The organism is Streptomyces sp. NPDC017936 (genome assembly GCF_044328485.1).
Lineage (GTDB): Bacteria > Actinomycetota > Actinomycetes > Streptomycetales > Streptomycetaceae > Streptomyces.
On sequence record NZ_JBIRHK010000010.1, the window covers coordinates 78312 to 104806 of the forward strand.

The 26495-nt window shown below is 73.6% G+C and carries 22 protein-coding genes and 1 pseudogene; 9 read left to right on the forward strand and 14 right to left on the reverse strand.

Going from position 1 to position 26495, the window contains the following annotated elements; genetic code table 11:
- Positions 1-173: 173 nt before the first annotated feature.
- From ACH4F6_RS21755 to ACH4F6_RS21775, 5 genes are all read right to left on the reverse strand, one after another.
- Positions 174-1226, reverse strand: coding sequence for an aspartate-semialdehyde dehydrogenase (locus ACH4F6_RS21755; protein WP_397961921.1), 1053 nt, complete (start codon positions 1224-1226; stop codon positions 174-176).
- On the reverse strand, positions 1223-2515 hold the full coding sequence (locus ACH4F6_RS21760) for an aspartate kinase (RefSeq protein WP_397961922.1): 1293 nt from the start codon (positions 2513-2515) through the stop codon (positions 1223-1225). Before ACH4F6_RS21760 ends, ACH4F6_RS21755 begins: the two co-directional genes overlap by 4 nt.
- A gap of 272 nt (positions 2516-2787) precedes the next feature.
- The gene (locus tag ACH4F6_RS21765) at positions 2788-3450 is read right to left on the reverse strand and encodes a DUF5063 domain-containing protein (protein WP_397961923.1); all 663 of its coding nucleotides are present in this window, start codon (positions 3448-3450) and stop codon (positions 2788-2790) included.
- Positions 3443-4042 (reverse strand): recombination mediator RecR, encoded by a 600-nt coding sequence (recR, locus tag ACH4F6_RS21770; protein ID WP_397961924.1) that lies wholly within the window; start codon positions 4040-4042, stop codon positions 3443-3445. Before recR ends, ACH4F6_RS21765 begins: the two co-directional genes overlap by 8 nt.
- A 116-nt stretch (positions 4043-4158) precedes the next feature.
- Positions 4159-4497, reverse strand: coding sequence for a YbaB/EbfC family nucleoid-associated protein (locus tag ACH4F6_RS21775; RefSeq protein ID WP_397961925.1), 339 nt, complete (start codon positions 4495-4497; stop codon positions 4159-4161).
- A 305-nt stretch (positions 4498-4802) separates the two neighbouring features.
- Between ACH4F6_RS21775 and ACH4F6_RS21780 the strand changes: the two genes are divergently transcribed.
- The gene (locus ACH4F6_RS21780) at positions 4803-5540 is read left to right on the forward strand and encodes an SLATT domain-containing protein (RefSeq protein WP_397962147.1); all 738 of its coding nucleotides are present in this window, start codon (positions 4803-4805) and stop codon (positions 5538-5540) included.
- A 100-nt stretch (positions 5541-5640) separates the two neighbouring features.
- Here the strand turns inward: ACH4F6_RS21780 and ACH4F6_RS21785 are convergent.
- Together ACH4F6_RS21785 and ACH4F6_RS21790 are read right to left on the reverse strand one after the other, a co-directional pair.
- Positions 5641-7226 (reverse strand): annotated as a pseudogene (locus ACH4F6_RS21785) (substrate-binding domain-containing protein).
- Positions 7227-7324: 98 nt separating this feature from the next.
- Entirely contained in the window at positions 7325-9151 is a 1827-nt protein-coding gene (locus ACH4F6_RS21790) for a serine/threonine-protein kinase (protein ID WP_397961926.1), read from the reverse strand.
- 253 nt (positions 9152-9404) lie between these two features.
- Between ACH4F6_RS21790 and ACH4F6_RS21795 the strand changes: the two genes are divergently transcribed.
- The 4 genes from ACH4F6_RS21795 to ACH4F6_RS21810 all read left to right on the forward strand — a co-directional run bounded on the left by ACH4F6_RS21795 (position 9405) and on the right by ACH4F6_RS21810 (position 14811).
- Positions 9405-10763, forward strand: a complete 1359-nt coding sequence (locus tag ACH4F6_RS21795; RefSeq protein ID WP_397961927.1) for an aspartate aminotransferase family protein — start codon at positions 9405-9407, stop codon at positions 10761-10763.
- 151 nt (positions 10764-10914) lie between these two features.
- Positions 10915-11610: a GntR family transcriptional regulator gene (locus ACH4F6_RS21800; protein ID WP_397961929.1), complete on the forward strand. Its 696-nt coding sequence runs from the start codon at positions 10915-10917 to the stop codon at positions 11608-11610.
- Entirely contained in the window at positions 11607-14090 is a 2484-nt protein-coding gene (locus ACH4F6_RS21805) for a glycosyltransferase (protein WP_397961930.1), read from the forward strand. The genes ACH4F6_RS21800 and ACH4F6_RS21805 overlap by 4 nt, the downstream gene beginning before the upstream one ends.
- A 70-nt stretch (positions 14091-14160) precedes the next feature.
- The gene (locus tag ACH4F6_RS21810; protein ID WP_397961931.1) at positions 14161-14811 is read left to right on the forward strand and encodes a hypothetical protein; all 651 of its coding nucleotides are present in this window, start codon (positions 14161-14163) and stop codon (positions 14809-14811) included.
- Between the two features lie 122 nt (positions 14812-14933).
- Here the strand turns inward: ACH4F6_RS21810 and ACH4F6_RS21815 are convergent, their stop codons facing one another.
- Positions 14934-16217: an adenylosuccinate synthase gene (locus ACH4F6_RS21815; protein ID WP_397961932.1), complete on the reverse strand. Its 1284-nt coding sequence runs from the start codon at positions 16215-16217 to the stop codon at positions 14934-14936.
- 221 nt (positions 16218-16438) lie between these two features.
- On the opposite strand from ACH4F6_RS21815, the gene ACH4F6_RS21820 reads away from it, so the two are divergent.
- Positions 16439-17296 carry a diacylglycerol kinase gene (locus ACH4F6_RS21820; protein ID WP_397961933.1) on the forward strand — a complete coding sequence of 286 codons (858 nt, stop codon included), beginning with the start codon at positions 16439-16441 and terminating at the stop codon, positions 17294-17296.
- 81 nt (positions 17297-17377) lie between these two features.
- Here the strand turns inward: ACH4F6_RS21820 and ACH4F6_RS21825 are convergent, their stop codons facing one another.
- Positions 17378-17875: a GbsR/MarR family transcriptional regulator gene (locus ACH4F6_RS21825; protein ID WP_397961934.1), complete on the reverse strand. Its 498-nt coding sequence runs from the start codon at positions 17873-17875 to the stop codon at positions 17378-17380.
- Positions 17876-17948: 73 nt separating this feature from the next.
- Between ACH4F6_RS21825 and ACH4F6_RS21830 the strand changes: the two genes are divergently transcribed.
- From ACH4F6_RS21830 to ACH4F6_RS21840, 3 genes are all read left to right on the forward strand, one after another.
- Entirely contained in the window at positions 17949-18851 is a 903-nt protein-coding gene (locus tag ACH4F6_RS21830; protein ID WP_397961935.1) for an ATP-binding cassette domain-containing protein, read from the forward strand.
- The gene (locus ACH4F6_RS21835) at positions 18848-20443 is read left to right on the forward strand and encodes an ABC transporter permease (protein WP_397961936.1); all 1596 of its coding nucleotides are present in this window, start codon (positions 18848-18850) and stop codon (positions 20441-20443) included. Before ACH4F6_RS21830 ends, ACH4F6_RS21835 begins: the two co-directional genes overlap by 4 nt.
- 106 nt (positions 20444-20549) lie before the next feature.
- Entirely contained in the window at positions 20550-20813 is a 264-nt protein-coding gene (locus ACH4F6_RS21840) for a hypothetical protein (protein WP_397961937.1), read from the forward strand.
- On the opposite strand, the gene ACH4F6_RS21845 is transcribed toward ACH4F6_RS21840, so the two are convergent.
- The 5 genes from ACH4F6_RS21845 to ACH4F6_RS21865 form a co-directional block, all read right to left on the reverse strand.
- Complete coding sequence (locus tag ACH4F6_RS21845) at positions 20797-21999, reverse strand: cytochrome P450 (protein ID WP_397961938.1); 1203 nt, start codon at positions 21997-21999, stop codon at positions 20797-20799. The genes ACH4F6_RS21840 and ACH4F6_RS21845 overlap by 17 nt on opposite strands.
- 118 nt (positions 22000-22117) lie before the next feature.
- Entirely contained in the window at positions 22118-22783 is a 666-nt protein-coding gene (locus tag ACH4F6_RS21850; protein ID WP_397961939.1) for a response regulator, read from the reverse strand.
- Positions 22780-24117 carry a sensor histidine kinase gene (locus tag ACH4F6_RS21855; RefSeq protein WP_397962148.1) on the reverse strand — a complete coding sequence of 446 codons (1338 nt, stop codon included), beginning with the start codon at positions 24115-24117 and terminating at the stop codon, positions 22780-22782. Before ACH4F6_RS21855 ends, ACH4F6_RS21850 begins: the two co-directional genes overlap by 4 nt.
- A 156-nt stretch (positions 24118-24273) precedes the next feature.
- On the reverse strand, positions 24274-24948 hold the full coding sequence (locus ACH4F6_RS21860) for a response regulator (protein WP_397961940.1): 675 nt from the start codon (positions 24946-24948) through the stop codon (positions 24274-24276).
- The gene (locus ACH4F6_RS21865; protein ID WP_397962149.1) at positions 24945-26384 is read right to left on the reverse strand and encodes a sensor histidine kinase; all 1440 of its coding nucleotides are present in this window, start codon (positions 26382-26384) and stop codon (positions 24945-24947) included. Before ACH4F6_RS21865 ends, ACH4F6_RS21860 begins: the two co-directional genes overlap by 4 nt.
- Between the last annotated feature and the right edge of the window lie 111 nt (positions 26385-26495).

Here is a 26495-nt window from a genome sequence, read left to right on the forward strand (position 1 = left end):
GGGGAGGAAATCTTCGGATCATCTTCGAATGTCAAAGGTGTCCGATACAAGTGGTAAGACCGGTCGACCGGCTCACATCCACTTCACAGATCTTACGAACCGTGCCCGTCCCGGCCAGGGTTTTTTCCGGCCGGGAGCCCTCTTCCCCTCCAGCGCCGCGCGGGCCGCCGGCGTCACACCCGCTCGGCCGCGACCAGCTCGGCGATCTGCGCGGCGTTGAGGGCGGCTCCCTTGCGCAGGTTGTCCCCGCACACGAAGAGCTCCAGCGCGGTGGGGTCGTCCAGGGCCCGGCGCACCCGGCCCACCCAGGTCGGGTCGGTGCCGACGACGTCGGCGGGCGTGGGGAACTCCCCGGCGGCCGGGTCGTCGCACAGCACGACGCCGGGGGCGGTGGCCAGGATCTCGCGGGCCCGGTCCACGGTGACCTCGTCCTGGAAGCGGGCGTGCACGGTGAGGGAGTGCCCGGTGATCACCGGCACCCGGACGCAGGTCACCGCGACGGGCAGCTTCGGCAGGCCGAGGATCTTGCGGGACTCGTCCCGCACCTTCATCTCCTCCGACGACCAGCCGTCCTCGCGCAGCGACCCGGCCCACGGCACCACGTTCAGCGCGACCGGTTCCGGGAACGGCCCGGTGCCGTCGCCCACGGCCCGCCGTACGTCACCGGGGCCCGTCCCCAGCTCCGTGCCGGCCACCAGGGACAACTGCTGCCGCAGCGTCTCCACGCCGGCCCGGCCCGCTCCGCTGACGGCCTGGTACGAGGACACCACCAGCTCGCGCAGCCCGAACTCGGCGTGCAGCGCGCCCAGGGCGACGATCGACGTCAGGGTCGTGCAGCCGGGGACGGCGACGATCCCGCGCGGGCGGCTGCGCACCGTGTGCGGATTGACCTCGGGGACGACCAGGGGGACCTCCGGGTCCGTCCGGAAGGCGCCGGAGTTGTCGACCACGACCACGCCCCTGGCCGCGGCGACGGGCGCCCACCGCCCGGCGACCTCGTCCGGCACGTCGAACATCGCGATGTCGACGCCGTCGAAGGCCTCCTCGGTGAGCGCCACCACCTCGACCTGTTCGCCGCGCACGGCCAGCTTGCGGCCGGCCGAGCGCGGCGAGGCGATCAGGCGGATCTCGCCCCAGACGTCGGCGCGCTGGGACAGGATCTGCAGCATGACCGTGCCGACCGCCCCGGTCGCCCCCACGACCGCGAGCGTCGGTCGACGGGTCATCGCCCGGTGCCTCCGTAGACGACGGCCTCGTCGCTGTCGGAGTCGAGGCCGAAGGCGCTGTGCACCGCGCGCACGGCCTCCGGGACGTCGTCGGCGCGGGTGACCACCGAGATGCGGATCTCGGAGGTCGAGATCAGCTCGATGTTGACGCCCGCGTCGGAGAGGGCCTTGAAGAAGTCGGCCGTGACGCCGGGGTTGGTCTTCATGCCGGCGCCGACCAGGGAGATCTTGCCGATCTGGTCGTCGTAGCGCAGCGAATCGAAGCCGATGCCGCCCTTGTTCTTCTCCAGGGCGTCGATGGCCTTGCGGCCCTCGGCCTTCGGCAGCGTGAAGGAGATGTCCGTCAGGCCGGTGGAGGCCGCGGACACGTTCTGCACGATCATGTCGATGTTGATCTCGGCGTCGGAGATCGTGCGGAAGATCGCGGCCGCCTCGCCCGGCTTGTCCGGCACGCCGACGACCGTGATCTTGGCCTCGGAGGTGTCGTGCGCGACACCGGAGATGATGGCCTGCTCCACCTGCTTGTCCCCTTGCTGCTGTGTCTTGCGGACGACTGGCTCGCTGCTGACCCACGTGCCCTGGAGTCCGCTGAAGGACGAGCGGACGTGGATCGGGATGTTGTACCGGCGCGCGTACTCCACACAGCGGTGGAGCAGCACCTTGGATCCGGACGCGGCCAGTTCGAGCATGTCCTCGAACGCGATCCAGTCGATCTTCCGGGCCTTCTTCACCACGCGCGGGTCGGCGGTGAACACGCCGTCGACGTCGGTGTAGATCTCGCACACCTCGGCGTCGAGGGCGGCCGCGAGGGCCACCGCCGTGGTGTCGGAACCACCGCGCCCGAGGGTGGTGATGTCCTTGGTGTCCTGGCTCACGCCCTGGAACCCGGCGACGATGGCGATGTTGCCCTCGTCGAGCGAGTCACGGATCCGGCCCGGCGACACGTCGATGATCCGGGCTTTGTTGTGGACCGAGTCGGTGATGACACCTGCCTGGCTGCCGGTGAAGCTCTGGGCCGAGTGGCCCAGGTTCTTGATCGCCATCGCCAGCAGGGCCATGGAGATCCGCTCTCCGGCGGTCAGCAGCATGTCGAGCTCGCGCCCGGCAGGCATCGGGGAAACCTGCTCGGCGAGATCGATCAGCTCGTCCGTCGTGTCGCCCATCGCGGAAACCACGGCGACCACCTGGTGGCCGTTCTTCTTGGCTTCCACGATCCGCTTGGCGACGCGCTTGATGCCCTCGGCATCGGCTACGGAGGAGCCTCCGTACTTCTGCACGACAAGGCCCACGTGCGCTCCTCGCTCAGTTTGTCACTTTCCGCACATACGCCCTTGTACTGCGGGTCGGCTCAGTCTATCGAGCGTCCGTATTCCGCCCCCGAGGTATCGCATGGTGAGATCCCTCGGGGACCGCTCCGCGAGACCGCCTCGGAAACGGGTGCGGCGCCCGTACAGGGGACTCCCTGCCCACTTCGGCCGGGCTGATAGCTGCGTATGAAGTTTCAAGCACCGTGGCGCGGCCGGCCGCGGGACGGCGTTCCGCCGTACGGGCGGCCGGCGGCCTATCCGGCCGGGCGTCCCAGGCCCAGCTGGTCGGCGATCTCGTCCGCCATCACCCTGCCCGCCTCGAACTCCAGGGTGTCGTCGCCCATGCCCTGGTCGGTGTCCAGGCCGTCGAGCTCCTCCAGGGGCTGGTTCAGCCGGACGTGCGCGAGGACCGAGTGCAGGGCGCGCAGGGTGGCGGAGGCGGTGGAGCCCCAGTTGGAGAAGTAGGAGAACTGCCACCACCACAGGGCCTCCGAGGTGCGGCCGGCGCGGTAGTGGGCCATGCCGTGGCGGAGGTCGGTGATGACGTCGGCGAGGTCGTCGGAGATGCGGGCGGGGACGGGCGCCTTGCGCGGCTCGTAGGGGTCGAAGACCTCCGAGTAGATGTCCACCGGGTCCAGCAGGCGGGCGAGGTTCTCGCGGAGTTCGTCCACGTCCGCGTCCGGGCCCGTGTCGGGCTCGTAGCGCTCGTCGGGGACGATGTCCTCGTGGGCGCCGAGGCGGCCGCCGGCCAGCAGGAGCTGGGAGACCTCGAGGAGGAGGAAGGGGACGGCCGAGTCGGGCTCGTCGCCCTTGGCGACCTCGGTGACGGCGACCAGGAAGCTCTCGACCTGGTCCGCGATCTGGACCACGAAGTCGTCCGGGTTCCGGTGGGTCGCGTGCAGCGTGGCGTCAGACATCTAGGAGTCGTCTCCCCTCGAAGGCACGGCCGAGGGTGACCTCGTCCGCGTATTCCAGGTCGCCGCCCACAGGGAGGCCGCTGGCCAGGCGGGTGACCTTCAGGCCCATGGGCTTGATCATGCGAGCGAGGTACGTGGCCGTCGCCTCGCCTTCGAGATTGGGGTCCGTGGCGAGGATCAGTTCGGTGACCTCGCCGTCCGCCAGGCGTGCGAGCAGCTCGCGGATGCGCAGGTCGTCCGGGCCGACCCCCTCGATCGGGCTGATCGCTCCGCCCAGGACGTGGTAACGGCCCCGGAACTCACGGGTGCGCTCGATGGCCACCACGTCCTTGGGCTCCTCCACCACGCAGATCACCGAGGGGTCGCGGCGGGTGTCGCGGCAGATGGCGCAGTGTTCCTCCTGCGCCACGTTGCCGCAGATCGCGCAGAAGCGGACCTTCGCCTTGACCTCCATCAGGGCCTGCGCGAGGCGCCGCACGTCGGTCGGTTCCGCCTGGAGGATGTGGAAGGCGATCCGCTGCGCGCTCTTGGGACCGACGCCGGGCAGCCGCCCCAGCTCGTCGATGAGGTCCTGGACCACGCCTTCGTACAACGGACTGCCGTCCTTCCCGGGGTTCCTTGCAGTACGTACGGTAGATGGCCGCCACCCGTCCTAGGAAGGCGGTGCGGACGTCGCGCGGGCGACGAACGTGAGAACGATCAGTACGGTCAGAAGGGCAGGCCCGGGATGCCGCCGCCCAGGCCCTGGGCCAGCGGGCCCAGCTTCTGCTGCTGGAGGCTCTGGGCGTTCTCGTTGGCCGCCTGGACGGCCGCGACGATCAGGTCGGCGAGGGTCTCGGTGTCCTCCGGGTCCACCGCCTTGGGGTCGATCCTCAGCGCGCGCAGTTCGCCGGAGCCGGTGACCGTCGCCCGCACCAGGCCGCCGCCCGCCTGGCCGTCGACCTCCGTGTTCGCCAGCTCCTCCTGGGCGCGGGCCAGGTCCTGCTGCATCTTCTGGGCCTGCTGGAGCAGCTGCTGCATGTTGGGCTGGCCACCACCGGGAATCACGATCAGCTCCTCTTCCGTGCCTGGGTCGGCTCGGTCGGTACGGGTTTTTCCACTCGGCACGAGCCTACGTGGTCCGTGCGGGTGTCGCCCCGCCACTCTTTCGAGTGACTCTCCCGCGACGCCTGCGGCTGATCAAGGCCCACTTCCGGGCGTAAAGGCGACGAAACCTTCCTCTCCGCCACTCCCGGGGAGGTAGGAAAGGTGCGGCGCGTCAGGCGTCATCACCTGTCACGCAGCGTGACCGGGTCGTCGGTCGGGTGCCGGTTCGGATCAGTAGGGAGTGCCGGGTGGGTCAGCAGCCGGAGATGCAGCCCGAGGGTCCGCCCCAGGACGGGCGGGGCGAGGGCGCGGCCGGGCTGCGGCCGGGCGATCTGACCGGGCGGGTGTTCCCGCTCGGGGACTGGGGTGAGCCCGCGGAGCGGCTGGACGAGCTGTACCGGTGGGTGGAACGGGGGGCGCTGGAGACGGCGGCGTGGTATCTCGCCGACCGGGTGTGGAAGCGGCGGGGGGCGCGGGCGTTGCGGGCCGGGGCGGCGGCGGGGGCGGTGTCGGGGGCCGCGCTGCCGTTGCTGGACCTCACCGGGGTGATGAGCGGGGTGGCTCCCTGGGGGTACCTCGCGCTGCTGCTCGCGGTGGCGTGCGTGGGCGTCGACCGGTTCTTCGGGGTGACGTCCGGGTGGATGAGGGACGTGGCGACCGCGCAGGCCGTGCAGCGGCGGTTGCAGGTGCTGCAGTTCGACTGGGCGTCGGAGAGCGTGCGGGAGGTGCTGGGCCCCGCGGAGGGCACGGCGAGCGAGGCCGCGGAGCGGTGCCTGGGGGTGCTCCGGCGGTTCTCCGACGACGTGACGGGGCTGGTGCGGGCGGAGACGGCGGACTGGATGGTGGAGTTCCGGACGGGGTCCGCGCCGATGGGGATGCAGGGGGCGATGGCCTCCGGCGGGGGGCGGGGGGAGGGCGCGGGACCGTCGGGGCGGTTCCCGTCGCCTCCGGGGGCGGCGAGCCGGCCGAACATGCCCCGTCAGCGGCCGCCCGAGCCGCGGTGACGACGCGACGGCGTCCGCCGGGCGCCCGGTGCCGACGGACGCGGCCCGGCGTCGGCGGGGTGCCGCCCGGGGCGGCCGGCACCCCCGCGGCCGGAGGGCGTCAGTCCGGGCCCCGCGACCGGCTCTCCTGCGCGCACAGCCTCAGCCCCTCCGACGTCCAGCACGGCAGGTGGCCGTGGGTGCGGATGACGTCCTGGCCGTTGCCCCGGGTGAGGTAGGTCAGGAAGCTCGAGGCCAGGGAGTCGGCCGGAGGGCGTCCGTAGGTGTAGGCGTACTCGATCTCGCGGTACGGGTAGTCGCTCGTGCCGTTCTCGATGGCGTCGACGGACGCGGGGGCGCCGTCGAGGTCCAGCGGGTGCAGGCCCTTCGCGCGGTCGGCGGCGTTGAGCTCGCTGTAGCCGATCGCGCCGGGGGTGGCGGCGACCGTGGACAGCACCTGCTCGGTGGAGTCGAGTTCGCAGCGCACGACGGAGGCCGTCGGGTCGTCCTTGCTCCGGCAGTCGACGGAGGAGTTGGCGATCTCGCCCCGGCCCAGCACGCGGCGCTGGAACACCTGCCGGGTCCCGGAGTTGGCGTCCCTGCTGACCAGGATCACCGGCAGGTTCGGGCCGCCGAGCTCCCGCCAGTTGGCGATCTGCCCGAGGTAGAGGCGGCGGACGTCGGCCGTGGCGAGGCCGGTCAGCCGGACGTCGTCGTTGACGACCAGCGCGAACACCGACACCGCCACCCGGTTCTCGCGCAGCTCCTCCAGGCCGGACGGCTTGGGGCCGTCGGAGAGGGCCACGAGGGGCGGGGAGCCCCGCTCGGCCCGGGCTCCCGCCGCGGTGAGTTCGCGGATGCCGGCCGTCGAGCCGTGCGGATCGACGGTGAGGCGGGCGCCCGCGCAGTCGCTCTCGTACTTGCGGGCCACCTCGCGGATCACCGGGGCGAAGGCCGTCGACCCGGTGAGGGTCAGGGCGCCGCGCTCGCAGCCGATGGGGGGCGGGGTGTCGTCGCCGACGACGACCATCGTCGCGAGGGTGATCACGCAGACGGTCAGGAGCACGGAGATCAGCCGGGCGGCCCGGCTGAACAGCGGCGGGGTGTCGTCGGGGGTGGCGCTGCGGTTGGGGTGGACCTCGCCGTCGCGGATGCCGCCGTAGAGGCGTATGCCGCGGCCGACGTCGCCGCCCGACAGCAGGACCAGCAGCTTGAAGTGCTCGCGCGGGTTGAGGGGGACGCGCGGGATGCGCAGGGTGTTGTCCTCGTAGCCGAAGCCGCGGTCCGCGGTGAAGTGGTCCATGAGGTGGTCGGTGTCGGTCGGCTGGGTGACCGACACCCCGCGGATGGTGCGGTCGGTGAACACGGCGGTCAGGCCGTGGCGTTCGGGACCGGTGTAGTCGTCGCGGGCGACGCCCAGCGAGCCGTCGTTCTCGATGCGCAGCAGGACGAGGGTGGCGTCCGCCATGCCGGGGGCCTCGTCGAAGAGGCCGAGGCGGCGGTTGGGGCGGCCGGATCTGACGTCGTCGCCGATCGGGTTGTCCATCTGCACGCGGTAGCCGATGCTCCCCCACTGCCTTGAAGGCGTGGGAGGTGCCCCCAGCGGCGCGGCACCCGGCGCTCGTACCAGACCATGGCACCGGACGCGACGATGCCCAGGACGGCCGTCCCCACGGCCACGAGGTTCTCGGCGTTCAGCCAGTCCATGTGGGTGCCCCCGCCACTCCCGCCGGCCTGATCGTGGGGTCACCGTACGTCCGTCCGGGGGGACATCGCGGACCGGCGGACGGAAGTTCGCCGGACGTTCACCGCCGGGTGTAGGTGAGCTTCTCTCCGGTGGAGGGGTTGACCCGTTGCAGCCTGCCGTCGGAGAGCAGGGTGACCTCGGTGGCGGCCCCGGGGGTGCAGGAGCTGAGGGGCTCGCCGGTGGTCACCGTGGACGGACCGATCCGCAACGGCGCCTGTCCGGTGGGGCGCTGGGCGAGCGTGGCCGTGAACTCGCAGTGGTAGCCGTCGCCGTCGGCGACGAGCGTGAGGACCGTGTCGCCCACCTCGCCCTGGGCGAGGGTGAGCCGGCGGCTGTTCGTGCCGCTCGCGTTGTCGATGGTCGTGGTCCAGGTGCCGAGGTAGTCCTCGGGTACGGCGCCGGACGTCTCCTCGCCGGCGGACGGGGACGGCGACGGCTCCGCGGACGCGGTGGGGTCGGCGGCCCGGGTGGCGGCGGCGGTCGGCGTCGGGTCGGGCCGCGCCTCCTGGTCGCCGTCACCGCCGTTCATCACCGCGTACACCGAGCCGCCCGCCGCCAGCGCGACGACCGCGGCGACCGCGACGAGCAGCGCGGTGGAGCGGCGGCCGCGGCGGGGCGGCTCCTGCGGCTCGTTCCCGTAGGGGGCGTGCGGGCCGCCGGGGGCGGGCTCGGGCGGTCCGTACGCCGGGGCCGCGCCGGGGGCGGGCTCGGGCGGTCCGTACGCCGGGGCCGCGCCGGGGCCGGCCGCGTACGGGTTGTACGGGGGGTACGGCCCCGGCGGCTGCGGGTGGCCGTGGGCGGCGGGCGCGGGCCGCGGGTGCTGCTGGGGGCCGCCGTAGGCGGGGTGGGCGGGGGCCGCCACCGGCGGGATGCCCGCGACGAGCGTGGCGGCCTGGTCCGGCGGCGGGCCCCCGGCCCGCGGACCGGAGTGCTCGGGGAGGACGTCGCCGGCCCCGGCCCCTTCCGGGTCCTCCGTCTCCAGCAGCCGGACCGCGTGCCGACCCAGCTGGGCCACGAGGGTGGTCGGCAGCCAGGGGTCGCGGGAGCGTCCCTCGGCGACGCTCTCCTGCACCCCGGTGCGCTCCAGGATCCACTCCAGCGACGGCCGGGCCGCCGGGTCCTTGCGCAGGCAGGCGCGGACCAGGTCGGCGATGCCCTCGGAGAGGCCCGACAGGTCGGGTTCCTCCTCGGCGATGCGGTACATCAGGGCGTGCACACCGCTGTCGTGGGACCCGAAGGGGAGGGTGCCGGTGGCGGCGTAGGCGAGGACGGAGCCGAGGCAGAAGACGTCGCACGCGGGGGTGATCCGGCCGCCGCGCACCTGCTCGGGCGCCATGAAGCCGGGCGAGCCGATCACCGCGCCGGTCCGGGTCGGACCGCTGTCGCCGGGCAGCGTCTCCAGGGCCCGCGCGACGCCGAAGTCGATGACGCGGGGGCCCTCGATGGTGACCATGACGTTGGACGGCTTGAGGTCGCGGTGGACGATCCCGGCGGCGTGGATGTTGGTGAGCGCGTGGGCGAGCCCGGCGGCGAGGACGCGCACCGACCGCTCGGGCAGCGGGCCGTGGTCGTGGCCCACGACCTGCTGGAGGCTCGGTCCGGCGACGTAGCCGGTGGCGACCCAGGGCACCGCGGCCTCGGTGTCGGCGTCGAGGACGGGTGCGGTCCAGAATCCGCCGACCCGCTGGGCGTTGCGCACCTCCTGCCGGAACCGCGCCCGGAACTCCTCGCGCGCCGCCAGCTCCGGCCTGACCAGCTTCACGGCGACGGTCCGCCCGCGGTCCGAGCGGGCGAGGTAGACCCGCCCCATCCCGCCGACCCCCAGCCGCGCGAGCAGCCGGTAGCCGCCGATGCGCTGCGGATCGTCCGCGCCCAGCTTCTCCATGGCTGCTCCGCCCTTCCCCCACACGTGTGATCAGGCCGAGAATAATCCGGCCGTTCGGGGAGTCGAGCGGAGTGGTGTCTACGGTTCCATAACGGGGGCCGCTGCCGCAGGGCGGGCGGTACGACTCCGTGGCGGGGCCGCGGCACCCGCCGCCCGTCCGCCCCTCACGCCCGACAACCTGTCGCGGAAACCCCCGGTCCGCAGACAGGACGCCCATGTCGGTTCCGCGGGGCGGGCCTCTACCCTCACCGGCATGACCCCTCAGACCGACCCCCAGGCCGGCGCCGCCGTGAAGGCCGCGGACCGCGCGCACGTCTTCCACTCCTGGTCAGCGCAGGAGCTCATCGACCCGCTCGCCGTGGCCGGCGCCGAGGGGTCGTACTTCTGGGACTACGACGGCAAGCGGTACCTCGACCTCACCAGCGGGCTCGTCTACACCAACATCGGCTACCAGCACCCGAAGGTCGTCGCCGCGATCCAGGAGCAGGCCGCGCACCTGACCACGTTCGCGCCCGCCTTCGCGATCGAGGCCCGCTCCGAGGCGGCCCGGCTGATCGCCGAGCGCACCCCCGGCGACCTCGACAAGATCTTCTTCACCAACGGCGGCGCGGACGCCGTCGAGCACGCGGTGCGCATGGCCCGGCTGCACACCGGCCGCGCCAAGGTCCTGTCGGCCTACCGCTCGTACCACGGCGGCACCCAGCAGGCCGTGAACATCACCGGCGACCCGCGCCGCTGGGCCTCCGACGGCGCCGCGGCGGGCGTCGTGCACTTCTGGGCGCCGTTCCTGTACCGCTCCCGCTTCTACTCCGAGACCGAGGAGCAGGAGTGCGCGCGGGCGCTGGAGCACCTGGAGACGACCATCGCCTTCGAGGGGCCGGGGACGATCGCCGCGATCGTCCTGGAGACCGTCCCCGGCACGGCCGGGATCATGGTCCCGCCGCCCGGCTACCTCGCCGGGGTGCGGGAGCTCTGCGACAGGTACGGGATCGTCTTCGTCCTGGACGAGGTCATGGCCGGGTTCGGGCGCACCGGTGAGTGGTTCGCGGCCGACCTGTTCGGGGTCGTACCGGACCTGATGACCTTCGCCAAGGGCGTGAACAGCGGATACGTGCCGCTGGGCGGTGTGGCGATCTCCGGGGCCATCGCGGAGACCTTCGGCAAGCGGCCGTACCCCGGCGGTCTGACGTACTCGGGGCACCCGCTGGCCTGCGCCGCGGCCGTCGCCACGATCAACGTGATGGCGGAGGAGGGCGTCGTCGACAACGCGAAGGACCTCGGCGAGTCCGTCGTCGGACCGGGGCTGCGCGAACTGGCGGAGCGCCACCCGAGCGTCGGCGAGGTGCGCGGCGTCGGCATGTTCTGGGCCGTCGAGCTGGTGAAGAACCGCGAGACGCGCGAGCCGCTGGTGCCGTACAACGCGGCCGGTGAGGCGAACGCGCCGATGGCGGCCTTCGGCGCCGCCGCCAGGAAGGCCGGCGTCTGGCCGTTCGTGAACATGAACCGCACCCACTTCGTGCCGCCGTGCAACGCGAGCGAGTCCGAGGTGAAGGAGGGTCTGGCGGCGCTGGACGCGGCGCTGTCGGTGGCCGACGAGTACACCGAGGGGTGAGCGTCCCGCCGGGGCGGACGGACGCGTGACGCGGACGCTCCGCGCGACGAATCCCGGCATCGTCGAACGCGTAAGGTGGCGTGCTCGTAAAGGAGTATGAGCGAGGCGTACGAGCACGCCATCGCACCGCGACGAGGGAGACGCCCCGACCATGCCCGGCAGCAGCGGCGCCGTGACCCGCAGCACCCTGCGGCAGCAGATCGCCGACGCGCTTCGCGACGAGGTGCTGGCGGGACGGCTCCAGCCGGGCCAGGAGTTCACGGTGAAGGAGATCGCCGAGCAGTACGGCGTCTCCGCGACCCCGGTCCGCGAGGCCCTCGTGGACCTGTCGGCGCAGGGCCTCCTCGAGGCCGACCAGCACCGCGGCTTCCGCGTCCACGAGTACTCGGTCCAGGACTTCCGCGGCATGATCGAGGCGCGCAGCCTGGTCGTCGAGGGCATGTTCCTCGCCCTGGACGCGGGCCGCGAGGGGTTCGAGAACTCCGCGGACCCCCGGTTCGCCGCCGCCGTGGCCGGCGTGCGCCGGCGCGCGGAGGAGGCCCAGCGCGCCGCCGCCGCCGGCGACCTCACCGTCCTCATCGGCTACGACCTGCGGTTCTGGCGCGAGCTGAGCGCGCTGTTCGGCAACCCCTACCTCGTGGACTTCCTGCACCGGCTGCGCGTGCAGTCCTGGGTGTGCCTGGTGCAGCATCTGCGGCGGCTGAGCGAGCTGCGCGGCCACCTGTGGTCCGGGCACACCGAACTGGTCGACGCCCTCCATCGGCACGACACCACCGCCGCCCGCTCCCTCCTCGACGCCTACAACGCCCACTCGATCGCGCTGATCGAGCGGCTGACGGCGGAATGACCCGGACGGACCCGGACGGCACGCGAACGGCGGACACCTCGCGGACGGTCGTCGACCTCTCGGTCGTCATCCCCGCCTACAACGAGGAGGACCGTCTCGGCCCCACCCTCGACGCCGTCACCCGCCACCTCGAACAGAGCGGATCGCGCTGGGCCGCATGGGAGATCGTGGTCGCCGACGACGGCTCCACCGACGCCACCCGCGAGGTCGTCACCCGGCGCCGCGACCCCCGGCTGCGGCTCGTCACCGGTCCCCGCAACCGCGGCAAGGGCCACGCCCTGCGCCTGGGCGTCGCCGCCAGCCGGGGACGGCGCGTCCTCGTCACCGACGCCGATCTCGCCACGCCCGTCGGCGAGCTGGACCGGCTGGACCGGGCGCTCGCCGAGGGACACGCGGCGGCCGTGGGCTCGCGCGCGGTACCGGGGGCGACCGTCGGCGACCGTCAGCACCGGGTGCGCGAACTCCTCGGCCGCGCGGGCAGCCTGGTCATCCGCGCGACGGCCGTCCGGGGGATACGGGACACCCAGTGCGGGTTCAAGCTGTTCGACGGGGAGCGGGCCCGGGCCGCGTTCGCCGCGTCCCGGCTGGACGGCTGGGCCATCGACGTGGAGGTGCTGCGCCACTTCCAGCGGGCCGGCTGGCCGGTCGCCGAGGTGCCCGTGCACTGGTCGCACCGGCGGGGCTCGAAGCTGCGGCCGCTGGACCACCCGCGTTTCCTGTGGGACCTGGTCCGTCTGCGCGTCCCGGTCCCGCGGCCCGCCGACGCCGTCGCCGCCGCCCTGTTCCTGGTGTTCGCCGTCGCGCTGTACTCCGGCCGCTTCTTCGACCCGGCCGGCCGCCGCCTCACCGACTCCCTCCAGGACCAGAACCAGTGGGAGTGGTTCTTCGCGGTGACCGCGGACAACGTCGCCCACCTGCGCAACCCGCTCTTCAGCGACCTCCAGGGCGTCCCCGGCGGTGTGAACCTGATGGCGAACACGGCCATGCTCGGCCTGTCCGTCCCGTTCACCCCGGTGACCCTGCTGGCCGGCCCGGCCGTCGCCCTCAGCCTGGTCATGACGCTCGGCCTGGCCGCCACCGCCACCGCCTGGTACCGGCTGATCGTGCGGTGGATCGAGCCGCGGCGCGGGGCGGCCTTCGCCGGGGCCGCGCTCGCCGCCTTCGCCCCGCCCATGGTCAGCCACGCCAACGCGCACCCGAACCTCGTCGTCCTGTTCATGATCCCGCCGATCGTCGACCGGACCCTGCGCCTGTGCACGGGTGCCCGGAACACCCGGCCCACCCGGGATGCCGTGGTCCTGGGCCTGATGGCGGCCTACCAGCTCTTCCTGGGCGAGGAGGCCCTGCTGCTGGCGGCGCTGGGCCTGCTGCTGTTCGCCGCCGCCCACGCGGCCGTCCGCCCCCGGGCGGCCCGGGAGGCCGCACGGCCCCTGCTGCGCGGCCTGGCGGTCGCCGCGGCCGTCTGCCTCCCGCTCGTCGTCTACCCGCTGGCCTGGCAGTTCTCCGGCCCGCAGAGCTACACGCACATCGACCACGGTCCGGGCGCCGCCAACCCCGTGCGCGCCCTGTTCACCTTCGCCGAACGCTCCCTGCTCGCGGGCGACGCCGACCGCGCGGACGCCCTCTCCCTCAACCGCACCGAGCAGAACGCCTTCTACGGCTGGCCCCTGCTCCTCCTCGCCCTCGCGGTCGCCGTACGGCTGTGGCGGCGGCCGGCCGTCAGGGCGCTGGCCGTCACCGCGGCCGGGGCGGCCGTCCTCTCCCTGGGCGCGCGCGTCCACGTCCCCCTCACCGGCGTCACGGTCCCCGGCCCCTGGGCCCTGCTCGCCGGCCTGCCCCTGTTCGAGTCGGTCGTCGAGAGCCGCGTCGCGATGATCTGTGCCCCCGCCCTGGGCATGCTGCTCGCCCCGGCCGTCGGCCGGCTCGCGGCGGCCCGCTCCCCGGGCGTGCGGTGCGCCGGCCTGCTGGCCGTCGGCCTCGCCCTGCTGCCCCTCGTCCCGGCCCCGCTGAGGTCCGAGCCGCGCGCCGAGGTGCCCGCCTTCTTCACGGACGGCGCCTGGACGGCGTACGTCCGTCCAGGGGAGTCCCTGGTGCCGGTGCCGCTGCCCGAGCCGGCCGCCGCCGAGGCCCTGCGCTGGCAGGCCGCCGCGGGTCTCGGCTTCCCGATGCCCGGCGGCTACTTCAACGGCCCCTACGGCGACGGCGACCGCAGCGGCGTCTACGGCGTTCCGCTGCGCTTCACGGCGAGCCTGCTCCAGGACGTGCGGGCCACGGGCGTCGCGCCGGTGGTCGACGAGCGGGCGCGGGCCGCGGCGCGCGCGGACCTCGCGTACTGGCGGGCGGGCGCGCTGGTCCTCGTCCCGCAGCCGCGGGACGCGGTGCTGCGCAGGACCGTGGACGAGCTGGTGGGCCGCCCCGGGAGGTGGGTGGGCGGCGTGTGGGTATGGGACCTGCACCGGGGAACGCACGAGGGGAGCTGAGCGGTGCCGCACCGACTACCCTTCCCTGACCGGGCAATAGCCGACGAACGCGCTGAGTGAGGAGCTCTCTTTGGCCTGTGACCTGTGGCTGGTACCGCTCGTCGACGTCCTGTGCCACACCCCGGACAATCCGTTCGCCGAGGAACTCGCGCAGTACGACAAGGTGCTCGCCGAGTCGGGACTCCCGCCCGTGCCCGTGTACCAGTACATGCCCGGCCTGTCCGGTGACGTCGCCCCCGTGGCCGGCTTCGACTACGACGCGCTGCACTTCCTGCGGCGTGCCTACCTGCTACAGGTGTGCGGTCTGCCCGTCACCCCGGTCGACGAGCTCGGCGGCGACTACGAGCAGCTGCTGGAGATGTTCGAGGCGACGGCCCAGCAGTCCCACCTGGTCTGGCACTACGACCACGCGGGCGCGTACGTCCCCGTCGACTTCCCGCAACCGCTGGCCAACGACGAGCTCCTCGCCGGGGGCGGCCCGCTGGGCTCCTCGCAGTCGCTGCTGCGCGAGCTCGAGCACGTCGCCCCGTCGATCGGCATCGACCCGGCGAACCCCCCGGCGGCTCCCCGGCCCCCCGTCGCGCCGACGGAGCTGGAGGAGCCGGCGGTCCCGGCGCCGTACGACCCGAGCCCCTTCGCCCGCGAGCGGCACGTCTGGCTGGGGCTGCACGCGGCGGCGACGCGGAGCCTGGCCCAGGGGTCGATGATCGTGTTCAGCTGACGGCGGGAACGGACGGCGCGGTCCGGACCGGACCGCGCCGTCCTCCCGGCGGACGACGCGCGGGTGCGCCCGCGGGCCCTCGGCCGAGGAACCCGCCGCGCACCCGCGCCCCGCCGTCGTGCCTACAGGAACGAGTTGATCTCGATCGTCTCGTCCCGGCCCGGGCCCACGCCGATCGCGGAGATCGGGGCGCCGGACATCTCCTCCAGCGCCTTGACGTAGTTCTGGGCGTTCTTCGGCAGGTCCTCGAAGGTCTTGGCCTTCGTGATGTCCTCGGACCAGCCCGGGAGGGTCTCGTAGACCGGCTTCGCGTGGTGGAAGTCGGACTGCGAGTACGGGAGTTCCTCGACGCGCCTGCCGTCGATCTCGTACGCCACGCAGACCGGGATCTGCTCCCAGCCGGTCAGGACGTCGAGCTTGGTGAGGAAGAAGTCGGTCAGGCCGTTCACGCGGGTCGCGTAGCGGGCGATGACCGCGTCGAACCAGCCGCAGCGGCGGTCACGGCCGGTGGTGACGCCCCGCTCGCCGCCGATGCGGCGCAGCGCCTCGCCGTCCTCGTCGAACAGCTCGGTCGGGAACGGGCCGGCGCCGACGCGGGTCGTGTAGGCCTTGAGGATGCCGATGACCCGGCTGATCTTCGTCGGGCCGACGCCGGCGCCGGTGCAGGCGCCGCCCGCGGTCGGGTTCGAGGAGGTGACGAAGGGGTACGTGCCGTGGTCGATGTCCAGCAGCGTGCCCTGGCCGCCCTCGAAGAGGACGACCTTGTCGTCCTCCAGGGCCTGGTTGAGGATCAGGACCGTGTCGGCGACGTACGGCCGCAGCTTCTCGGCGTAGCCGAGCAGCTCCTCCACGACCTGGTCGGCGGTGATCGCGCGACGGTTGTAGAGCTTGGTCAGCAGCTGGTTCTTGACGTCGAGCGCCGCCTCGACCTTCTGCTGGAGGATCGACTCGTCGTACAGGTCCTGGACGCGGATGCCGACGCGGTTGATCTTGTCGGCGTAGGTCGGGCCGATGCCGCGGCCGGTGGTGCCGATCTTCCGCTTTCCGAGGAAGCGTTCCGTCACCTTGTCGACAGTGACGTTGTACGGGGTGATGATGTGCGCGTTGCCGCTGATGAGCAGCTTCGACGTGTCGACGCCGCGCTCGTTCAGACCGCTCAGCTCGGAGAGCAGGACCGACGGGTCGACCACGACGCCGTTGCCGATGACGGGCGTACATCCGGGCGAGAGGATTCCGGAGGGGAGGAGGTGGAGTGCGTACTTCTGGTCGCCCACGACGACCGTGTGGCCGGCGTTGTTGCCGCCCTGATAGCGCACTACGTAGTCCACGGAGCCGCCGAGCAGGTCGGTGGCCTTCCCTTTGCCCTCGTCACCCCACTGAGCACCGAGCAGCACAAGTGCGGGCACGCGCGTACACCCCTTCCGGGTGGGGCATGTCCAGGATCAGGGGCGTACGCGGGGGCGCTTTGCACCACCACGTGCACCGCGACCGTCGTTGGTCGCACCGCGACCGGTTTCGGCCGCACACCGTCGGACCCGGATGCCCCGGAATAGACGAAGCCCCTGGCGCAATAGCGCAAGGGGCTCTTGCACAAAGATGCTACCCGAGGAAGCGAGGCAGGACCGAGGTGGCGACTTCCGCGACGCCGGACCAGCTGCTGGTGATCATCGATCCGGTCGCCCGGAGGACGGACGGGGAGTCCGTGCGGATCGCGAAAGACGTGCTCAGCGCGGGTGCGGCCGCGAAGGTGTGTCTGCCGGAGGGACCCGAGGAATTCGCCCGGGTGCTGGCCCGGCGGGGGGCGCGGCGGCCGGTGGTGGTCGGCGACGACCGCGCGCTGATACGGGCGGTGTCCCTGCTGCACCGGCAGCGCGCGCTGGCCGGATGCGTCCTGTCCGTGGTGCCGGTCGGCAGCGCGCTGGGCGTCGCGCAGGCCCTGGGGGTGCCCCTGGGGACCGTGGCGGCGGCGCGGGCCGTGCTCGACGGCGCCGAACGGCGGCTGGACCTGCTGGTCGACGACAGCGACGGGGTGGTCCTGGGGGCGCTGCGGATACCGCCGCTGCCGCTGGCCGCACGGGCCGACGCGGCGCTCGAGGGAGGGGCCCGGCCCTGGCTGCGCACCTGCCAGTCCGTCATACGGACGCTGGTGCCGTCGTCCCGGCCGTCCCGGACCGCCGCCGCGCCTCCCCCGCCGGGGCCGGCGCGCCTGCGGGTCGAGGTGGACGGGGCGACCCTGGTCGACCTCGACCAGCCGGTCGAGGCGGTCTCGGTGACCCCGGACGCCTCCGGCACGGCCGCGGTGGAGGTGCGCCCGCTGTCCCTGGGCGCGGAGGCCTCACCGCTGCGGGCCCGGGGCCGCACGGTGACCGTGTCGGGCGCCGACTTCCGCTACCGGGCGGACGCGGCGGTGGCGGGACCGGTGCGCAGGCGGACGTGGGTGGTGCGGGAGGGGGCGTTGGGGCTGGTGCTGCCGGCGACGGGATGAGTCGGGCCCGGTCCGGCTCCGGGACGCCGAAACCCCTGGTGCCGAGCGTGCGGCCGAACGGGCCCTGGGGGGACCAGGGGGCTACCGGCCTCCGAACACCCGCTCCCGGTGCACCCGCCAGCGTTCCATCATCTCCGCCAGCTCCCCCTCGACGAACTCGAAGAAGGCCAGCGTCTCGGCCATGCGGCGGCCGGCCGGGGTGTCGGGGCCGAGACTGGCGACGCCCTCGCGCAGGGCGCCCTCCCAGCGCCTGATGACGGCCTCGCGGTTGGTCAGGGCCTCGTACCACTGGTCGCCGTGCACCCGGTAGCGCTCCCGGCGCGAGCCGGGCTCGCGCTCGCGGGAGACCATGTGCGCCTGGGCCAGGTAGCGGACCGCGCCGGAGACCGCGGCCGGACTGATCCGCAGCTGTTCACCCAGCTCGGCGGAGGTCATCACGCCCTCGTCGGAGGCGAGCAGCGCGGCGAAGACCCGGGCCGCCATGCGCTGCATCCCGGCCTCGACGAGCTGCGCCGCGAAGGACTCGACGAACTTCGACACGGCCTCCGCGTCACGCTCGGCTCCGGCTGCTTGCGACATGACCTCATCCTATCGGCGTTTCCCGTGCTTCCTTACCTTCACAAATTTCTGAAAGAAGCGTAGGTTCTGGAGCATGACCAAGGCCATCAGCGTCTCGGGACTGCACAAGTCCTTCGGCCGTACGCACGCGCTCGACGGGCTCGACCTGGAGGTCGAGACGGGCGAGGTCCACGGCTTCCTCGGCCCCAACGGGGCCGGCAAGTCCACCGCCATCCGGGTCCTGCTCGGCCTGCTGCGCGCCGACTCCGGCACCGCCCGGGTCCTCGGCCGCGACCCGTGGAAGGACGCGGTGGAGGTGCACCGCCGGATCGCCTACGTCCCCGGTGACGTGACGCTGTGGCGGAACCTGTCCGGCGGCGAGGTCATCGACCTGCTCGGCCGGCTGCGCGGAGGCCTGGACGCCCGGCGCCGCGCCGAGCTGGTGGAACGCTTCGAGCTGGACCCCACCAAGAAGGGCCGCGCCTACTCCAAGGGCAACCGGCAGAAGGTCGCCCTGGTCGCCGCGTTCGCCTCGGACGTCGACCTGATCGTCCTGGACGAGCCGACCTCGGGCCTGGACCCGCTGATGGAGGAGGTCTTCCAGCGGTGCGTGCGGGAGGAGCGCGACCGGGGGCGCACGGTCCTGCTGTCCTCGCACCTCCTGAGCGAGGTCGAGGAGCTCTGCGACCGGGTCAGCATCGTCCGCAAGGGCCGCACGGTGGAGACGGGCTCCCTGGCCGACCTGCGCCACCTCACCCGCACCAGCGTCACCGCCGAACTCGCGGCCGCCCCGAACGGGCTGGCGCGGCTGCCCGGCGTCCACGACGTCGACATCCGGGGCAGACGGGTCCGGCTCCAGGTCGACACCGACGAACTCGACGCCGTGCTGCGGTCCCTGAGCGAGTCCGGCGTGCGGTCGCTGACCTCGACGCCGCCGACCCTGGAGGAGCTGTTCCTGCGCCACTACCAGGACGAGACCACCGAGGGGGCGCGATGACGGCCCTCGCCACCCGCGGATCCGGCCACCTGACCGGCACCGGCACCCTGGTGCGCTTCGCGCTGCGCCGCGACCGGGTGACGATCCCCCTGTGGACCGCGGTCAACGCCCTCATGGTCCTGTCCATGCCGAACACGTTGAAGAGCCTGTACGGCACGGACGCCGAACGGGCCGACCTCATGCGGCAGATGACGACCAATTCCTCGCTGCGCGCCCTGGTCGGACCCGTCTTCGACGACTCCCTCGGCGCCCTCACCGCCTGGCGCGTCGGCGTCTACGCGGGCGCGCTCGCCGCGGTGACGAGCCTGCTGGTCGTCGTGCGGCACACCCGTGACGAGGAGGAGAGCGGCCGTCAGGAGCTCATCGCCTCCGGCACGGTGGGCCGGCGCGCCTCCCTGACGTCGGCCCTGCTGACGGCGGCCGTCGCCGACGCGGTCCTGGCGGTGGTGGTGACGGCCGGACTGGCCGGTCACGGAGTCGGCGGCGCGCTCGCCCTCGGGCTGGGCCTCGCGGCCGTGGGGATGCTCTTCGCCACGACGGCGGCGATCGCCGCGCAGTTCACGCAGAGCGCGCGGCTCGCCCGGGGCCTGACCGCCGCCGTGCTCGGCGCCGCGTTCGTGCTGCGCGCGGCGGGCGACTCCGCGACGGACGGGGGCGCGTCGGTGCTGACGTGGCTGTCGCCGCTGGGCTGGCTGGAGAACCTGCGGGCGTTCGCCGGCGAACGGTGGTGGGTGCTCGGCCTGTTCGCGGCCGCGATCCTCGTGCAGGGCCTGGTGGCGTACGCGCTGGCGGGCCGCCGGGACGTCGGCATGAGCTTCCTGCCCGCCCTCCCGGGACCCGCCGCCGGCCGGCTCGGCACGCCCGGGGCACTGGCCTGGCGGCTGCAGCGCGGCGGCGTGCTCGGCTGGGGCCTCGGCTTCTTCCTCGCCGGGGTCGTCTACGGAGGGGTGACCGAGGGCGCGACCGAACTGGTCGGGGGCAACGACAGGGCCCGCGAGATCTTCGAGCGGATGGGCGGCCGGGCCGCCCTCACGGACTCCTTCCTCGCGGCGACGGTCGGCATGCTCGGCCTGGTCGCGGCCCTCTACGTCGTCGCGTCGGTGCTGCGCCTGCACGGCGAGGAGACGTCCGGCCGGGCCGAACCGGTGCTGGCGAACGCCGTCGGCCGGCTGCGCTGGGCCGCGGGACACCTGGCCGTCGCCTTCGGCGGCGCCGCCCTGATCATGCTCCTCGCGGCCCTCGGCTTCGCCGCCGGCCACGGCGGGGACCTCGGCCCGCTGCTGGCCGCCGCGGCCGTCCAGCTCCCGGCGATCTGGGTGATCGGCGGAACGGCGGTCCTGCTCCACGGCCTGAGCCCGCGCCTGGCCCCCGCCGCGTGGGCCGTGGCCGGCGCGGTCCTCCTGCTGGGCTGGGTCGGCCCGGCGCTGAACGTCCCCCAGGCGGTGCTGGACCTCTCCCCGTACGGCCATCTGCCGAAGCTGCCGGGCGGCGAGATGCGGTGGGGCCCGGTGGCCGCGCTGACCGCGCTGGCGGCGCTGCTGGTGACGGCCGGGCTGGCGGGCCTGCGACGGCGGGACGTGGCCGGCGGGTGAGCCGGGGGGACGTGAGCAGCGGCTCAAGGGGGACACCCGCTTCGGGCGGGCGCTCCCCTGAGCCGACGGGCGAGCGGGCGGCGAGCGGCCGGCGGCGGAACACCGGGTGGGAACCCGCCTCCCGCCCGTCGGCGTCCCCGCGGGCATGGGACAACGCACGCAGGCCGCCGCCGGATGCCTGACCGCGGCCCTCGGCGCGGGCGCGGGCCTGGCCGTGTGGGCCACCGGCGTGCGCGCCCGCCTCTGGCGCTTCGAGCAGGCCCCCGACTGGAGCGTCCTCTACGCCGAACTGCCCCTGGCCGTCCTCGGCGGCACCGCCGCCGCGCTCGCCCTCTGGGCCCTCGTGACGCGGATCAGGTCCGGACGCTGAGCCCCTCCAGGCCGCGGATCACGAAGTTCGGCTTGCGGTGCGGCTCCGCCGCCAGGCTCAGGGCCGGGGCGCGTTCCAGGAGTGCCGTCATGGACGCCGCCAGCTCGATGCGGGCCAGCGGGGCGCCGATGCAGTAGTGGATGCCGGCGCTGAAGGAGATGTGCGGGTTCTCCGTGCGGGTCAGGTCGAGGCGCTCGGGGTGGCGGAACACCTCGGGGTCGTGGTTGGCGGAGCCGAAGAGCAGGGCGACCTCCGCGCCGCGGGGGATGACGGTCCCGTCGACCTCGATCTCGTCCAGGACCCAGCGTTCGAAGAGCTGGAGCGGGGTGTCGTACCGCATGAGCTCCTCGACGGCGGCGGGGACGAGGGAGTGGTCGGCGCGCAGGGCGTCGAGCTGCGCGGGGTCGCGGAAGAGGGCGTACCAGCCGTTGACCGTGGCGTTGACGGTCGCCTCGTGGCCCGCGTTCAGCAGGAGCACGGCCGTCGAGATCATCTCCTGTTCGGTGAGCCGGTCGCCCTCGTCGTGGGCCGCGATGAGCCCGGAGATCAGGTCGTCGCCGGGGGTCTCGCGCCGCTCGGCGATCAGCTCCCGCAGGTACGCGGAGAACTCGACGGACGCGCGGACCGCCTTCGCCGCCGTCTCCTGCGACGGGTTCAGCTCGTACATCCCGCAGATGTCCGCCGACCAGGGGCGCAGCGGCGCGCGGTCCGGTTCCGGGATCCCCAGCATCTCGGCGATGACGGCCACCGGAAGCGGCTCGGCGACGTCGGTGAGCAGGTCCCCGCCGCCCGCGTCGACGAGCCGGTCCACCAGCTCGCCCGCCAGCTTCGCCACGTACGGCTTGAGCCGCTCGACCGTGCGCGGCGTGAACGCCTTCGACACCAGCCGCCGGATCCGGGTGTGGTCCGGCGGCTCCAGGTCGAGCATCCCGTGGTCGTTGAGCGTGTGGAACGGCTCGTGCTCCGCCGGTGGCGCCGTGCGCCCGAACTCCTCGTGCGTGAACCGGTGCCGGTACGTCCGCCCCAGCCGCCGGTCGCGCAGCAGCGCGGACACGTCGGCGTGGTGCGGGACGAGCCACTGGTTCGTGGGCTCGTAGTAGTGCACGCGGCCCCGGGCGCGCAGGTCGGCGTAGGCGGGGTACGGGTCGGCCAGGAAGGCCGCGTCCCACGGGTCGAAGGCTGCCATGCACGGACGTTAGACCGTCGCTCCCCGTCCTGACCAGGGGGGACGTCCGCACCGTGGCCGTCGGCGACCGGACGCGCGAGCGCGAGGGGCCGGTGCTGATCCGTCCGGCGGAGGCGGCCTAACCCGGCGTCACCAGGCGGGCCTCGTAGGCGAACACCGCTGCCTGGGTGCGGTCCCGGAGGCCGAGTTTCACCAGGATGCGGCTGACGTGCGTCTTGATCGTCGACTCGGCCACCACGAGGCGCTCGGCGATCTCCGCGTTCGACAGGCCCTGCGCGATGAGGACCAGCACCTCCGTCTCCCGCTCGGTCAGACCGCCGTACGCCGCCTGCGCCGAGGGCAGGGGGCGCGGGGCCCCGGCCAGCTTCGAGAACTCGGTGATCAGGCGCTTGGTGACGGAGGGCGCGAGCAGGGCCTCGCCGGAGGCCACCACGCGGACGCCCTCCGCCAGCCGGCGGGCCGAGGCGTCCTTCAGCAGGAAGCCCGACGCTCCCGCGCGCAGCGCCTGGTACACGTACTCGTCGAGGTCGAAGGTGGTCAGCACCAGCACCTTGGCCGTGCCGTCCGAGGCGACGATCTCCCGCGTCGCCTCGATGCCGTTCAGCTCGGGCATGCGGATGTCCATCAGGACGACGTCCGGGGACAGCTCCCGGACGCGCCGCACCGCTTCCCGCCCGTTGACCGCCTCGCCGACGACCTCGATGTCCGGCATCGCGTTGAGCAGGACGGAGAAGCCCTCGCGGACCATCATCTGGTCGTCCGCGATCAGTACCCGGATCGTCATGCTCCACCCTCACCCGCGGAGGACGGCGCCACCGGCAGGAAGACCGTCACCTCGTAACCGCCGTCCGGCGTCGCGTCCGCCGTCATCTCGCCGTTCAGCATGGTCACCCGTTCCCGCATGCCGGTGATGCCGTGCCCGGCGCCGGGCGAGGGCTTCAGCAGGGCGGGGTGGGGCGGCGGGCCGTTGACCACGCGCAGGCCCAGTCCTCCCAGGACGTAGCCGATCTCGACACGGGCGCTCGCCCCGGGGGCGTGCCGCAGGGTGTTGCTCAGCGCCTCCTGCACGATCCGGTACGCCGACAGCTCCACCCCCTGCGGGAGCTCGCGCACCGCGCCGGTCACCGCCTTCTCCACCTCCAGGCCGGCCTCCCGCACATTGGCCAGCAGGGAGTCCAGCTCGGCCAGGGTGGGCTGCGGGGTGTCCGGGGCCTCGTAGTCCTCGGCGCGGACCACGCCCAGCACCCGGCGCAGCTCCGTCAGGGCCGCCACCGCGTTCTCCCGGATCGTGACGAACGCCTTCTCCAGCTCCGGCGGCGGGTTCTCCACCCGGTAGGGCGCGGCCTCGGCCTGGATGGCGACCACCGACATGTGGTGGGCGACCACGTCGTGCAGCTCGCGGGCGATGGTGGTGCGCTCCTCCAGCAGGGTGCGCCGGGAGCGCTCGTGCTCGGTCACCGTCTGCTGAGCCGTCACCTCCTGCTGGGCCTGCCGACGTATGTGCCAGACGGTCACGGCGAGCAGGGCCAGCGCGGAGAGGACCAGCATCGTGCCGACGTCGTTGCTGTAGTGGCCCCAGCTGAAGGCGCTCTCCGCGACGAAGCCGTAGGCGGCGGTCAGCAGCCACATCCAGGCCGCCGTCCGCGGCCGGGTGCGCACGGCGACGACCACCAGCACCGTCAGGTGGGAGACGAAACTGCCGGGCAGCCACGGCCAGTTCTCCCACTCCTCCGGGCCTACCGCGGCGACGACCGTGGTCGACGCGAGCGACAGCCAGAACGCGCCGACCGGGCGGACCAGCGTCAGCAGCACCGGCGCGAGGGCGAGCAGGCCGCAGACGACGCCCCTGGCGTCACCGCCGTCGCGTGACCAGGCGGTCGCCAGCGCGATCACGCCGGCCGCGCCGACCAGCGCGTGCGACCGCCAGGCCGCGAACTCCCGCTTGCGGCCCGTCAGCCGGCGGGTCAGGGGGCCGGCGGGCTCCCGGCGGGCCAGCGGGCGGTAGGCGAAGGCGTCGTGGAACAGGTCCTCGCGCAGCCCGCGCAGGGCGTCCATGGCCGCCCGGAACTCCGGGCTGCGCGGCCGGTAGGCGCCGTGCGGGTCGTCCGGGGGCGTCATGTGCGTCTGCGTCGTCTCCTCGGTCACGTTCGAAACGGTAGGCGGCGGCGGGGGTCGCGGTCGTCACCAGTGAGAGGGGTTCCTCGGCGTCCGTCTCAAGTACTACGGGTCACCGGACGCCGCCCTCCGGGGCAGGACGGGACCGGCCGGCCCCGGTCAGTACCCGGACGGTCTGACCAGTCCCGACTCGTACGCGAACACCGCCGCCTGGGTGCGGTCCCTGAGGCCCAGCTTCACCAGGATGCGGCCCACGTGCGTCTTCACGGTCTGCTCGGCGACCACGAGGTGCCGGGCGATCTCCGCGTTCGACAGGCCCTGCGCGATGAGCGTGAGGACCTCCGTCTCGCGTTCGGTGAGGTCGCCGACGCGTTCCTTCAGCGGGGCGCGGGGCGTGCCGTTCAGACGGGAGAACTCGGCGATCAGCTTGCGGGTGATGCCGGGCGCGAGCAGGGCGTCGCCGGCGGCCACCACCCGGACCGCCTCCGCGAGCTGGTCGGCGGAGGCGTCCTTCAGCAGGAACCCGGACGCCCCGGCGCGCAGCGCCTCGTACACGTACTCGTCGAGGTCGAAGGTGGTGAGGACGAGGACCTTGATGTGCGGGGTCGCGGTGGTGATGCGGCGGGTGGCCTCGATGCCGCCGAGCTCGGGCATGCGGATGTCCATCAGGACGACGTCCGGGGACAGCTCGGCGACCCGGGCGACGGCGTCGAGGCCGTCGACGGCCTGCCCGACCACCTCGATGCCCGGGTGGGCGTTGAGCAGCACGGTGAAGCCCTGCCGGACCATCTGCTGGTCGTCGGCGATCAGTACGCGGATGGTGCCGCTCGTCATCGGGTTCCTTCGTCGGTCGTGGGCGAGGCGTCGCCCGTCTTCGTCCTCGGCGGCTCGCTCCCTCTCCCCGGGAGTCCGGCTCCCGGGGCCGTGCCCGCCGCCGGGGGCGGGTCGTCCGGGAAGACCAGCTCGAGTCCCTCGGGGGTTCCGGGGTCCTGGTCGGGCGGGGCCGCGACGCCGTCCTTCGGCAGGAACGCCGAGACCATGAAGCCGCCGTGCAGCGTCGGGTGCGCGGTGACGTGCCCGCCCAGCATCGCGGCCCGCTCGCGCATGCCCAGCAGGCCGTGACCCGCGCCCGGGGACGCCCTCACGGGCCCCCGCGGACGGGAGTTGGCGACCTCCAGGTGCACACCGTGCGCGGCGTGGGTGATGCCGACGCGCACCTGCGAACCCGGCGCGTGCCGCAGGGCGTTGCTGAGGGCCTCCTGCACGATCCGGTACGCCGACAGCTGCACGCCCGGCGGATACCCGGGGGCCTCGCCGCGGACCTCGGCGACGACGTGCAGCCCGGCGGCACGGGTGTTGTCGATGAGGGCGTCGAGGCGGTCCAGGGTGGGCTGGGGGGTGTCCGGGGCGGTGCCGCTGCCGGCCGCGCCGAGGCCGTAGGGGTCCTCGGGGTTCTCGGAGCGCAGCACGCCGAGGACCCGGCGCAGTTCGGCGAGCGCCTCCAGCGCGTTCTCCCGGATGCCGGCGAGGTTCTCCTTGAGCTCCTCGGACGGGTCGTCCACCAGGTGGGGCGCCACCTGGGCCTGGATGGAGATCACCGACATGTGGTGGGCGACCACGTCGTGCAGCTCGCGCGCGATGCGGTTGCGTTCCTCCAGCACCGTGCGGCGGGCACGCTCCTCGGCGGTGAGGGTCTCCTGCTCGACGAGTTGGGTACGGGCCTCGCCCAGGCCGCGGAAGGCCGTGCCGACCAGGACGACCGCCCCGAAGATCGCGACCGCCGCCATCCCCGTCGAGGTGTAGGTCGCCCCGCCGATCAGGCCCTGGACCACCCAGGTCGTGAACGCCGTGCCGCCCAGCGCCGCCAGGGACAGCCGGCCGCGCACGCGGAGCGCGACGGTCAGCAGCACGAGCGCGTGCGCGAGGACCGCGGCGGTGGGCCAGGGCCAGTTCGGCCCCGGAAGCGGGTGGCCCTGCAGGGCCGGTCGGGCGGCCACCGCGGCGACGACGGTCCCGGCCAGGGACAACGTCCACGCGGGGACCGGCCGCCACAGGGCGAGCACGACGGCCGCGCCCTGCGCGAACCCCGTCAGCACGGCCAGTTCGGTGCCGAGGTCGTAACGGCCCATCTGCTCCGTGCCGGCCAACGCGATCCCGAGAGCGATCCAGCACAGGACCGCGTAGCCCGGCACCCGCAGCCAGCGCAGAACGCGCCGGCGCGGGGCCTTCCGGGGGGAGGCCCCGCCGAGGACCGCGCGGAGCCGCTGCAGAGGGCCGGGACGAGGAGGCGCGGGATCCGACGACGGCCGGCCCGGCGGCACGGGATCCGGCGGTGCGGCATCCCGCAGTACGGAACCCGGCGGTACGGGACCCCGCGGCAA